Source organism: Amycolatopsis sp. NPDC006131, assembly GCF_040614175.1.
Lineage (GTDB): Bacteria > Actinomycetota > Actinomycetes > Mycobacteriales > Pseudonocardiaceae > Amycolatopsis_E > Amycolatopsis_E tucumanensis.
Map to the genome: position 1 here is coordinate 17,299 of NZ_JBEXTX010000106.1, position 11,034 is coordinate 28,332.

Consider the following 11,034-nt stretch of genomic DNA (forward strand, 5'->3'; position numbering starts at 1 on the left):
CTCACTCGGCGTTGGCGAGCACCGCGTCCACGAGGCCGGGGAACTTCTGCTCCAGCTCGGCGGTGCGCAGCGTGTTCATGCGCTGCCTGCCCTCGTCGTACTGGCGGATCAGGCCGCCCTTGCGCAGGGCCCGGAAGTGGTGGCTGAGCGTCGAAGCCGCGACCGGCAGGCCGAAGGTGCCGCAGGGGCGGTCGCCCTCGGCCTGGAGCAGGCGGATGATCGCCCGCCGGGTGGGGTCGGCGAGCGCGTGCAGCACGTCGTCGACGGTGATCTCGTCGAGCTCCGGGTGCGCGATGCCGGACCAGCGGCCGAGTGGCACGGTCTCGTCCTCCTGAAGGTGCTCTCAGCTCTCTTCGACACTTAACGAAGACTCTACTGCTCCGGAGGACTATTCGAGACACGTCGAAAACAGACAGACTGGGAGGAACCGATCATGCGTGCACGCCTGCTCACCGGACTGGCCGCCGCCGCCCTCGCGTTCACCATCGCGCCGGCCGCCGCTGCCGAAACCCACCCGCACCCCACGCCCTACGCTGACGCGACCCTGACCCGCGCCCGGTTCGCCGAGCCTTCCCAGCGGCAGCGGGCCGCGGCACGCGCGGGCCGAACCAGCGGCCGGACCGGCAAACACCGCGACGCACAGCCTCAGGCGCACCGCGGAGAACCCGCTCCACCCCGCATGCAGTGCCGAGGCCCGCGGTGTCTCCTCTGCCGCACCGGGCCGCGGCATGCGGGAGCCGAGCCGCCAGCAGCCGCACCGAGCTCCGGCGCGAAACGCCCGCGACGCGTGGTGCCAGGCCCGCGCCGAGGCGAACCCGTTCCATCCCGCATGCAGCCCCGCGGCCCGCCGCGCCTTTTCAGCGGTAGCGGGGCCGCGGCAGGCGGGCGCCGAGCCAGCAGCGTCAGCCACGCACCGAGAGACCCACCCGGCTCCACCCCGCATGTAGTGCCGCGGCCCGGCGTGGCGGGACCGCGGCAGGCGAGCGCCGGACCAGCGAGCGTCAGCCATGCACCAAGAGCCCCACCCGGCTCCACCCCGCATGCAGCCCCGCCGCCCGCCGAGCCTTCTCAGCCGCAGCGGGGCCGCGGCAGGCGGGCGCCGGACCAGCGAGCGTCAGCCACGCACCAAGAGCCCCACCCGGCTCCACCCCGCATGCAGCCCCGCCGCCCGCCGAGCCTTCTCAGCCGCAGCGGGGCCGCGGCAGGCGGGCGCCGACCCGCGAGCGTCAGCCGCGGACCGAGAGGCCCACCCGCTGGAACTCCTTGAGGTCCGAGTAGCCCGTCTTGGCCATCGCCCTGCGGAGGGCTCCGAACAGGTTGATCGAACCCTCCGCGTCGGACGACGGGCCGAACAACAGCGTCTTCAGGTCCACCTCGATGTCCGGCCCGGCGGCGACCCGCGAGCGCGGCAGGTTCGGGTGCGCCGCCGCCGCGGTCCAGTACAGGCCGTGGCCGGGCGCCTCGGACGCCGCGGCCAGCGGGGCGCCCACCACCACGGCGTCGGCGCCGCAGGCGATCGCCTTCGCGATGTCACCCGAGCTGGTCATCCCGCCGTCCGCCAGCACGTGCACGTACCGGCCGCCGGTCTCGTCGAGGTAGTCGCGCCGGGCGGCCGCCGCGTCGATGATCGCCGTCGCCATCGGCACGCCGATGCCCAGCACGCGGTCGGTGCTCGTCACACCCGGGGTGTAGCCGTGGCCGACGATCACGCCCGCCGCGCCGGTGCGCATCAGGTGCATCGCGGTGCGGTAGTCGGACACGCCACCGGCGATCACCGGCACGTCCAGGCCACCGATGAAGTCCTTGAGGTCCAGCGGGTCGGCGTCGTCGTGGGCGACGTGCTCCGCGGAGATGATCGTGCCCTGCACGACCAGGATCTCGACCCCGGCCGCGATCAGGTGCGGCGTCAGCTCGGCCGCGCGCTGCGGGCTCACCCGCGCCGCGACCGTGACGCCGGACTCGCGCACCCGGCGGATCGCCTCGGTCAGCAGCTCCGGCTGCACCGGCGCGGAGTGCAGCTCCTGCAGGGTGCGGACCAGCGCGGTGCGGTCCTCGTCCTTCGCGGCGTCCACCACGCGGAGCAGCGCCTGCTCGGCGTTGGCGTGCCGGGCCCACAGGCCCTCGGCGTTCAGCACGCCCAGCCCGCCCAGCTTGCCGATCTCCACGGCCGTGTCCGGCGACACCACCGCGTCCGTCGGGTGGGTGACCAGCGGGATGTCGAACCGGTAGGCGTCGATCTGCCACGCGGTGGACACGATCGCCGACGACCGGGTCCGCCGGGACGGGACGATCTCCACGTCATCGAGGTCGTACGCCCGCCGCGCGGTGCGTCCCATGCCGATCTCGACCAGATCGCGCACGTCAGGTCCCTTCTCGCCGCCAGTAGTTGACGGCCCATTGTCGCTAGGCCATCGGTGTGACCCGCGCGCAGGGGGTCACCGAGAGGTGTAGTTGGGCGCCTCGACCGTCATCGTGACGTCGTGCGGGTGGCTCTCCTTGAGGCCCGCGGCGGTGATCCGCACCAGCTGCGCCTTCTGCAGCTGCTCGATCGTCTCCGCGCCCGCGTAGCCCATGCCCGAGCGCAGCCCGCCGACGAGCTGGTGCACGACGTTGGCCAGCGGCCCGCGGAACGCGATGCGGCCCTCGATGCCCTCCGGCACCAGCTTGTCCTCGCTCAGCACGTCGTCCTGCGAGTAGCGGTCCTTCGAGTACGACTTGCGCCCGTCCCGCGACTGCATCGCGCCCAGCGACCCCATGCCGCGGTAGGTCTTGAACTGCTTGCCGTTGACCAAGATCAGGTCGCCCGGCGACTCGGCGGTGCCTGCCAGCAGGCTGCCCAGCATCACGGTGGACGCGCCGGCCGTGATGGCCTTGGCGATGTCACCCGAGTACTGGATGCCGCCGTCGCCGATCACCGGCACCCCGGCCGGGCGGCACGCCTTGTCGGCCTCGTAGATCGCGGAGATCTGCGGCACGCCGACGCCGGCGACGATGCGGGTGGTGCAGATCGACCCGGGGCCGACGCCCACCTTCACCGCGTCCGCGCCCGCGTCGACCAACGCCTGCGCGCCGGCCCGGGTGGCGACGTTCCCGCCGACGACGTCGACCGTGTCGCCCAGCTCCTTCTTCAGCGTGGCGACCATGTCGATGACCGCGCGCGAGTGGCCGTGCGCGGTGTCGACCATCAGGACGTCCACACCCGCGTCGGCGAGCGCCATCGCGCGCTGGTGACCCGCCGCGCCGACGCCGACCGCCGCACCGACGACCAGGCGGCCGTCCGGGTCCTTGGTGGCGTGCGGGTACTGCTCGGTCTTGACGAAGTCCTTGACGGTGATCAACCCGCGCAACTTGCCGGCGCCGTCGACGATCGGCAGCTTCTCGATCTTGTGGCGACGGAGCAGGCCGAGCGCCGCGTCCGCGGTGACGCCGACCTGCGCGGTGATCAGGTTCTCCTTGGTCATCACCTCGCTGACCGGGCGGCTGTGGTCCAGCTCGAACCGCATGTCGCGGTTGGTGATGATGCCCACCAGCGTGCCGGAGGCGTCCGTGACCGGGAGGCCGGAGATGCGGAAGCGGGCGCACAGGGCGTCGACCTCGGCGAGCGTGTCGTCGGGCGAGCAGGTGACCGGGTCGGTGACCATGCCCGCCTCGGACCGCTTGACGACCTCGACCGCCGCGGCCTGCTCCTCGATCGGCAGGTTGCGGTGCAGGACGCCCATGCCGCCCTGGCGAGCCATGCTGATCGCCATGCGGGCCTCGGTGACGGTGTCCATCGCCGCGGAGACCAGCGGGATGCGCAGGGTGATGTTGCGGGACAGCCGGGTCGACGTGTCGACGTTGCTGGGCACGACGTCCGACTCGGCCGGCAGCAGCAGCACGTCGTCGAAGGTCAACCCGAGCATCGCGAACTTGTCTTCCGGGGCGAACTCGCTCGTCATGGGGGTGGCTGACCTTCCTGGCAGTGGCGGGTGAACCTTCCGTCGATGGTATCTGGCCCCCGTCCCGGCGACCGCCGGACTGGGGCCAGACGTGACCGGGGAAACTCGCCCCTGTTTGGAGGGACTGAAAGGCCCTGGACAAGCAACCCGGTCGGGCAGGTACGGTGCGACGCGTGCCGCACGAAGTGTTGCCCCCCGACCCGTTCGCCGACGACCCGGACGACCCCGCCCGGGAGCTCGCCGGCATCGGGGACGACGAGCTGGCCGAACCGATGGACGCGCAGGCGCGCGCCGAGTTGCTGGCGGACCTGTCGGACCTCGCGGTCTACCAGGCGCTGCTGGAGCCCCGCGGAGTCCGCGGGATCGTGGTCGATTGCGGTGAGTGCGATCAACCGCACTTCCACGACTGGCACCTGCTGCGCGCGAGCCTCGAGCAGTTGCTCGCGGACGGGCGGATGCGCCCGCACGAGCCGGCCTTCGACCCCAACCCGGCTGACTACGTGAGCTGGGACTACTGCCGCGGTTTCGCGGACGGGATCACGACCACCGAAAGCGCCTACTGACTGTTCCCACGAGAAGGCCCGGCCGCGGGAGGCCGGGCCTTCGTCATGTCCGGGACAGGACGCGGAAACGAAAGAAGGCCCGGCCGCTCCCGGCCGGGCCTTCTCACAAGACGGATCAGTTCGAGCTGGTGCCGGTGTCCACACCGGCAGGCGCCTGGCCTGCTCCCGAGTCCGGCGTGTCGTAGCGCACCGTGTTGCCCGAGGTGCCGTCGCCGGGCGGCGTCGTGCTGCTCTCGGTCGTCGGGGGCGGGGACGTCGTGCTGCTCGTCGACGGGGTCGGCGTCGTGGTCTGCTGCGGGCTCGTCGTGGTCGACGAGGACGGCGACTTCGTCGAGCTCGGCGGCGGCAGCGCGGCCGAGGTCGGCAGCGAGGTCGGCGAGTTCGGCGTGGTGGTGGTCGAGTCCGGCAGCATCGAGGCGAGCTGCTGGTGCTCCGCCATCAGCTGGCTGAGGTTCTCCTCCTCGGTGACCTGGCTCAGCTTCGCGGCAGCCTCGGCGAGCGCCTGCTGCGCCTCGGCGATGCGGCCCTGCGAGAGGGCGATGCTGGCCTGCTGCAGATCGATGCGGGCCGCGGAGGCGGCCTCGACCGACCGCGCGTGGTCGGCGTAGAGCACCTTGGTCAGGCCCCACAGCGTGTCGCCGGGCTGCGCGTCCCGCGCGGCGATGCTGGTGCCGGTGAACCCGATGGCGAGGACGGCGGCGGCCGTGGCGACCGGCACGAGCAGGCGGCGTCGGCGCGCCCGCTGCCCGTGGCGGCGGGCCAGCGCGGCCGTCTTGATCGTGGTGACGGCGGTGTCGGTGTCGATGAGCTCGGCGAGCGGCTCGCTGTCGATGTCCCGTCGCCAGGACAGCAGCAGGGCGTTGAGTTCCTGGTCACCCAGGTCGTCGGCGATGCCGGGGTCGGAACCGCCGAGCGAGTCCAGCAGACCGTCGTCCGCGCGGATCGCGGTGAGGTCCGCCTCGAACTCCGCCCGCGAGGAACTCAGGGTCGACTCGAACTCGAGCTCGTCGAGCTCACGTCTGACGTCTTCGCGATCGGTCACTCAGGCCACCTCCTCGGACGCCAGCGCCTTGCGGAGCCGGGCCAGCGCGCGGTGCTGCGCGACGCGGACTGCGCCTGGCGTCGAGCCGACCGCTTCCGCGGTCTCCTCGGCGGACAGGCCCACGACCACGCGCAGCACGACGATCTCCCGCTGCTTGTCCGGCAGAACCCGGAGCAGCTGTGCCATGCGCTCGTTCAACTCCCCCTGCAAGGCGCGCTGTTCCGGCCCGATGTCACCCTCGATCTCGTCGGGGATCTCGGCGACGGGCTCGGCCCGGTTGCGCGCGGCGGCCCGATGCGCGTCGGCCACCTTGTGCTGGGCGATGCCGTACACAAAGGCCAGGAACGGGCGCCCTTGGTCACGGTACGAAGGCAACGCCGTGAGCACTGCTAGACACACCTCCTGGGCAACGTCGTCTGCCGAGGCGAACGACCGCTCCTGTCGTCCGACCCGGGCACGGCAATACCGCACCACCAGGGGACGGATAGCGGCCAGCAGCCGCTCCACCGCCTGGGGATCCCCCTCGACAGCGGCGGCGACTGGCTCATCCAGCCCGTCCCCCACATTGGCCATCGCAGACAACAGTCCCAGCGTTACGTGTAGGCGTGCAAAATTAACGGCGCGGCAATCCCCACATCGCTCACACCGGTGAGGCCTACGGTACCTGGCGACGCCGGTGTCGCGTATGCGTGGTCGGCTCTACAGCCGCGCCGGCCTCGCCGAACCGAGGCCGCCCAGTATCGCACGGATGTGGTTCGCAGGGGGGCGATCGAGCGAAGCGGCGCGCGGAAACACGAAAATTTCTCGCGGAATCCGCGCGTCCGCGTCAGGAGACCAGACCCCGGCGGAAGCCGTGCGCCACGGCCTGTGCACGGTCCCGCACACCGAGCTTCCGGAACAGCCGGCGGGCGTGGGTCTTCACGGTGTCCTCGGAGAGGTACAGCTCACGGCCGATCTGGCCGTTGCTCTTGCCCTGGCTCATGCCGCGCAGGACCTGCAGCTCGCGCTCGGTGAGCTGCACGCCGGGGTCGGCGGGCTGGCGCGGCGCCGGCACCGAGGTGCTGGCGAGCGTGTGCGCGAGTGCGGCGACCAGCTCCGGCCGGGACGCGTCCCAGCGCAGGTAGCCGCGGGCCCCGCCGGCGATGGCGGCGGCGATGCTGCCGGCGTCGTCCGGCGCGCCGAAGACGATCACGTTGGCCTGAGGGTTGGCGGACACCAGCCGCCGAGTCGCCTCCACCCCGGCCGGCATCGCGCGCTGGGTGCCGACGAGCACGACGTCGACCGGCTGCCGCGAGTACCGGGCCAGCAACTCGTCACCGTGCGCTACACAGTCGATGCGACTGACACCGGGGACAGCAGACATCACGCGGGTGAGCCCTTCGCGGACACTGCGTCGGTCGTCGCAGATCAAGACCGTCGTCACGGGTGTTCCTTCCTGCAGCCGGGTGACATTCCATATCCCCTATCGGACGCTTGAGGCCGTACCTTGACACGATCCGGTGGCTTTTTTTGGAACTTCTTCGCCCGGATGTCGGTATGGCCGGCGGGAGCCCCGCACCCGGGTCAGACCGGTACCCACGGTGAACCATGCGCCAGCCGCCTCCCTCCGGGGTCGGAGCTCAGTAACACTGCGTATAACACCGCGGCCGTTCGCGATCGGTGGCGGTCCGCGTCGGCGGGCCACAGATCGGCCGCGATCAGCCCGGCGGGCCAGCTGAGCGAGGACAGTTCGTACTTGTCCGCGTCCGCGAGCGCGCCCGAGACGAGCTCCCCGGCTCTTCGCTTCTGCCCGATGGTGCCCAGCGCCGCGGCGAGCACCAGCTGGGACTTGACGGTGTGCCGGATCGACCCGGCAGTCGTCGCCTCGTCGAGGGCGGCCTCGGCGGGCGTGACCGCGGCCGGCGCGTCACCCGAGGCGAGCGCGAGTTCCGCGGTGACCCAGCCGAGCCGGGTCCGGGTGCGCCAGCTGTCCACCGCGCCCGCGGCCCGGTCCAGGAGGCGCCGCGAGGCGGTGAGCCGCCCGGTGCCGAGGTGGTCGGCGGCCAGCCCGAGGAGCGCGTCCGCGAGCGCGCCGCGGGCGTCCAGGCCGTCCGGGTCCGGATCCGAGGGAGACGCTGCGGCCGTGGCGGCCCGGCGGAGCGCGGCGCCGTCGAGCCCGCGGGCGACGGCGTGGCCGCCGAGCTGCCTGCGGTGCGAGGCGAGGGTGGCCAGCGCCAGCGCGGCGACCACCGGGTCCCGGTCGCGGGCGAGGCCGTCGAGCAGGGTGGTGGCGGCCGCGTACCGGCCCTGGGCGCCGAGCACGATCGCGCCGAGCAGGCGCCGCTTGGGCGGGCCCGCGGCGGCGAGCACGTCCGGCGGCGGCGCCGGCCGGTCGCCGAAGGCCGCTCGTCGGAGTTCGATCTCGTGCACGTTACTTCCCTACCAGGACGTACTCGATGCGGTCAGCCGCCGTCCGCAGTCCGGACAGCCGTTCGACGCGATCCGGCAGCTCCGGGGCGCGCCAGCCCGGGCCGGCGGCGAACAGGCGGCTGCGCAGCCCGCCGCGGGACACCTCGGGGAACAGCTCCGGGTCGGCGTTGCCCGCGCGGTCGGCCCACAGCACCACGGCCGCGGGCGAGCTGCGCCGGACGGCCGCGGACAACGCGGGGCCGGGCAGCGGCAGCCCGAACAGCTGCGAGCCGATGCGCCGCGCGGCCAGGCCTGCGGCCAGCACGTGCAGCGGCAGGCCGTCCTGCTCGTCCGGGACCCGGCTGAGCAGCACCGGGCGCTGGTTGCGCGGGTGGTCGAGCACCGGGGTCGCGCGCACGACGGCGGCCAGCACGCACTCGCTCAGCATGGCCTGCACCTCGACCCCGGCCGGGGTCCCGGGCCAGCCGGCCCCGCAGGCGTCGAGGACCGGGGCGATCACGCCCTCCCACGCGTCGAGGACGCCGGCGCTGCGGATCGCGTCGTCGAGGGTCTGCTGCACCGCGCGGCCGTCGAGCGCGACCGCGGCGGCGCGCAACCGGCGGGCGGCGGCGCCGTTCTGCGCGGCGCTGACCTGCTCGGCCGGCGACGGCAGCGGCTGGGCGGCGATCTCCGGGGCGGCGCCGAACGACTTCGGCATCTGCTGGAGCGCGTAGCGGGCGGCCTCCGCGGTCGAGGCACCGCGCAGCAGCGCGCGCTGCATCAGTTCGAGGCGGCCGATGTCGGCGGCGCAGTAGCGGCGGTGCTTGCCGCCGGTGTGCCTGCTCGGGCCGAGGCCGTAACGGCGGTCCCAGGTGCGCAGTGTCGAGGGCGCGACCCCGAGCCGCCGGGCGACGGCGGCCACGGGCATCGTCGGCTCGGCCTGACCGGCACCCCTGGGACGGCTCACCCGACCCAATATCCCGGTACCACTCGAACGGGGCAACCTGAATCGGTTTCGTTATTTCCCCTGTTTACGGCCCTGATCTCACGCATCCGGGGGAAACCTAACGGCTGAATCAGCGGGATTCCCTTGAACAACTATTGGCGCGCTTCTAACGTTACCGCCGTTGCGCCATTCGGAGTAATCGCCGGGCGGCTAAGCAGGGGTGGCACGACCGAATCGGAGGGCGGTCACGATGGCAGACACGCGCAGGCTCCCGGGCCCGAACGCCGATATCTGGGATTGGCAGCTGCGGGGGTCGTGCAGGGGGATGGACAGCGGCGCGTTCTTCCACCCGGACGGCGAGCGCGGGCCGGCGCGAGCGCGCCGCGAGGCCCGCGCGAAGGCGATCTGCCAGTCCTGCCCGGTCCTGCAACTGTGCCGGGAGCACGCGCTCGCGGTGCACGAGCCGTACGGGATCTGGGGCGGGCTGTCGGAAGCCGAGCGGGAGACGATCATCCGCACCGGGAAACCGCAGCTGACCCTTTCCGGCCAGTAGCCGGAACGGAAAAAGCGGACGGCACCCGGGTGAACGCCCGTCAGCCGGGTGCCGTCTTTTTTCCCAGAAATCGCGGCCACAAGGTCATCGCCGTGTCGATGACCGCTTCCAGGTCCGCGAGTTCGGCGCCATCTCGCGCCTGAATCGACATCCCGTGCAGAATCGTGCCGTAGAACCGGACGATTCCCTCGACGTCGGCGTCTTCGGGCAGGTCCCCTTCCGCTACCGCGCGTCGCAACCGCGCGGCCACGCCGATCAGGTTGTTCCGCCGTTTGGCCGCGAGGAATTCGCGGACCGGCCGGTTCTGCTCCGTGCAGTTGAGCGCGGCCAGCACGACCATGCACCCACGCGGGTGACCCGCCTCGACGTACCCGCGGGCGCTCTCCCGCAACCAGGCCTCGACGGCGTCACGCGCGGTCTCCCCCTCCGGCGGCCGGCGCCCGAACCGCTCCCCGTAGCGCTCGATCGCCTCCCGGAACAACGCCTCCTTCCCGCCGAAGGCCGCATACAGGCTCGGTGAGCCGATCTTCATGGCCGCGGTCAGGTCGGACAGTGACGTGCCCTCGTAGCCGCGCTCCCAGAAGACGTACATCGCCTCGTCCAGGGCCGCGTCCCGGTCGAAGGTCCTCGGACGCCCGCGTGGTGACATGGTTCGCATTCTATAGCGGTCGGCACAGAAGTCGCTCTAACTTCTGTGCCGATCACTACAGAAATGGAGGACTCATGGATTCGCTGGACGGCAAGGTCGCACTCGTCACCGGGGGCAGCAGGGGCATCGGGGCGGCGATCGCCCGGAAGCTGGCGGCGGACGGGGCGCACGTCGCGGTCACCTACGAGAAGTCCGCCTCGCGGGCGGCCGAGGTGGTGGCCTCGATCGAGGGCCTCGGCCGGAAGGGGCTGGCGCTGCAGGCCGACAGCGCTGACGCCGAGGCACTGACCGCGGCGGTGGACCAGGCGGCCGAAGCGCTGGGCGGGCTCGACGTGCTGGTCAACAACGCCGGGATCTTCCCGCGCGGGACGGTCGACGAGATGAGCCTCGCCGACTTCGACCGGACGCTGGCCGTCAACGTGCGGGCCGTGTTCGTCGCGACCCAGGCCGCGGTGCGGCACCTGCCGGCCGGTGGCCGGGTCATCACGATGGGCAGCACGCTCGGCGAGCGGGTGCCTGGGCCGGGAATGAGCGCCTACGCGGCGTCGAAGGCCGCGGTGGTGGGGCTGAGCCGGGCGTTCGCGCGGGACCTGGGGTCGCGCGGGATCACGTCGGTGGTGGTTCAGCCGGGGCCGACCGACACGGACATGAACCCGGCGGACGGGCCGCGCGCGGCGAGCTCTCTCGCGCTGTCCGCTGTTGGGCGGCACGCTTCGCCGGAGGATCTCGCCGCGACTGTTGCGCATGTCGCTGGGGCGGCTGGGGCGTTCATCACCGGGTCGGTGATCACTGTCGATGGGGGGGTCAATGCGTAGAGCGCTACGCGGGTGGTTAGTGCACCGGGCTTCGCTTCGCTACGCCCGGATCTAAAGCAGTCCCTCCCGAACCCGATCTTTCAGTGTTCGGTTGCCGAGACACCGCGTCAAGGCGGGAAAGCGTGCCTTGACCCGGTGGC

The 11,034-nt window shown here is 72.3% G+C and carries 12 protein-coding genes; 3 read left to right on the top strand and 9 right to left on the bottom strand.

Annotated features, from left to right (window positions below):
* Position 1: 1 nt before the first annotated feature.
* The 3 genes from ABZ215_RS35375 to guaB form a co-directional block, all read right to left on the bottom strand.
* Positions 2–319 carry a helix-turn-helix domain-containing protein gene (locus ABZ215_RS35375; RefSeq protein ID WP_020420043.1) on the bottom strand — a complete coding sequence of 106 codons (318 nt, stop codon included), beginning with the start codon at positions 317–319 and terminating at the stop codon, positions 2–4.
* A gap of 907 nt (positions 320–1,226) precedes the next feature.
* Entirely contained in the window at positions 1,227–2,360 is a 1,134-nt protein-coding gene (locus ABZ215_RS35380; RefSeq protein WP_020420041.1) for a GuaB3 family IMP dehydrogenase-related protein, read from the bottom strand.
* A 75-nt stretch (positions 2,361–2,435) separates the two neighbouring features.
* Complete coding sequence (gene guaB / locus ABZ215_RS35385) at positions 2,436–3,938, bottom strand: IMP dehydrogenase (RefSeq protein ID WP_020420040.1); 1,503 nt, start codon at positions 3,936–3,938, stop codon at positions 2,436–2,438.
* A 173-nt stretch (positions 3,939–4,111) separates the two neighbouring features.
* Between guaB and ABZ215_RS35390 the strand changes: the two genes are divergently transcribed.
* Positions 4,112–4,501 carry a DUF5319 domain-containing protein gene (locus tag ABZ215_RS35390; RefSeq protein WP_017986689.1) on the top strand — a complete coding sequence of 130 codons (390 nt, stop codon included), beginning with the start codon at positions 4,112–4,114 and terminating at the stop codon, positions 4,499–4,501.
* 115 nt (positions 4,502–4,616) lie between these two features.
* Here ABZ215_RS35390 and ABZ215_RS35395 read toward each other — a convergent pair whose 3' ends face one another.
* The 5 genes from ABZ215_RS35395 to ABZ215_RS35415 form a co-directional block, all read right to left on the bottom strand.
* The gene (locus tag ABZ215_RS35395) at positions 4,617–5,543 is read right to left on the bottom strand and encodes an anti-sigma-D factor RsdA (RefSeq protein ID WP_237339985.1); all 927 of its coding nucleotides are present in this window, start codon (positions 5,541–5,543) and stop codon (positions 4,617–4,619) included.
* Positions 5,544–6,116, bottom strand: a complete 573-nt coding sequence (locus tag ABZ215_RS35400) for a sigma-70 family RNA polymerase sigma factor (RefSeq protein ID WP_026153775.1) — start codon at positions 6,114–6,116, stop codon at positions 5,544–5,546.
* A 253-nt stretch (positions 6,117–6,369) separates the two neighbouring features.
* Complete coding sequence (locus ABZ215_RS35405; protein WP_017986686.1) at positions 6,370–6,966, bottom strand: response regulator transcription factor; 597 nt, start codon at positions 6,964–6,966, stop codon at positions 6,370–6,372.
* A 140-nt stretch (positions 6,967–7,106) separates the two neighbouring features.
* A complete protein-coding gene (locus tag ABZ215_RS35410) occupies positions 7,107–7,952 on the bottom strand; it encodes a hypothetical protein (RefSeq protein WP_354954731.1) in 846 nt (281 codons plus the stop codon).
* Between the two features lies 1 nt (position 7,953).
* The gene (locus ABZ215_RS35415) at positions 7,954–8,853 is read right to left on the bottom strand and encodes a MerR family transcriptional regulator (protein WP_354954737.1); all 900 of its coding nucleotides are present in this window, start codon (positions 8,851–8,853) and stop codon (positions 7,954–7,956) included.
* 274 nt (positions 8,854–9,127) lie between these two features.
* On the opposite strand from ABZ215_RS35415, the gene ABZ215_RS35420 reads away from it, so the two are divergent.
* The gene (locus tag ABZ215_RS35420) at positions 9,128–9,430 is read left to right on the top strand and encodes a WhiB family transcriptional regulator (RefSeq protein WP_017986683.1); all 303 of its coding nucleotides are present in this window, start codon (positions 9,128–9,130) and stop codon (positions 9,428–9,430) included.
* 40 nt (positions 9,431–9,470) lie between these two features.
* On the opposite strand, the gene ABZ215_RS35425 is transcribed toward ABZ215_RS35420, so the two are convergent.
* On the bottom strand, positions 9,471–10,079 hold the full coding sequence (locus ABZ215_RS35425) for a TetR/AcrR family transcriptional regulator (RefSeq protein ID WP_354954733.1): 609 nt from the start codon (positions 10,077–10,079) through the stop codon (positions 9,471–9,473).
* Between the two features lie 74 nt (positions 10,080–10,153).
* Between ABZ215_RS35425 and ABZ215_RS35430 the strand changes: the two genes are divergently transcribed.
* Positions 10,154–10,894, top strand: a complete 741-nt coding sequence (locus tag ABZ215_RS35430) for an SDR family NAD(P)-dependent oxidoreductase (RefSeq protein ID WP_354954735.1) — start codon at positions 10,154–10,156, stop codon at positions 10,892–10,894.
* Positions 10,895–11,034 lie beyond the last annotated feature (140 nt).

What these genes read in the sequence shown, in the direction of transcription:
- guaB (WP_020420040.1), bottom strand. Translation starts at nt 3,938, where the DNA reads ATGACGAGCGAGTTCGCCCCGGAAGACAAGTTCGCGATGCTCGGGTTG.
- ABZ215_RS35400 (WP_026153775.1), bottom strand. Translation starts at nt 6,116, where the DNA reads ATGGCCAATGTGGGGGACGGGCTGGATGAGCCAGTCGCCGCCGCTGTC.
- ABZ215_RS35420 (WP_017986683.1), top strand. Translation starts at nt 9,128, where the DNA reads ATGGCAGACACGCGCAGGCTCCCGGGCCCGAACGCCGATATCTGGGAT.
- ABZ215_RS35425 (WP_354954733.1), bottom strand. Translation starts at nt 10,079, where the DNA reads ATGTCACCACGCGGGCGTCCGAGGACCTTCGACCGGGACGCGGCCCTG.
- ABZ215_RS35430 (WP_354954735.1), top strand. Translation starts at nt 10,154, where the DNA reads ATGGATTCGCTGGACGGCAAGGTCGCACTCGTCACCGGGGGCAGCAGG.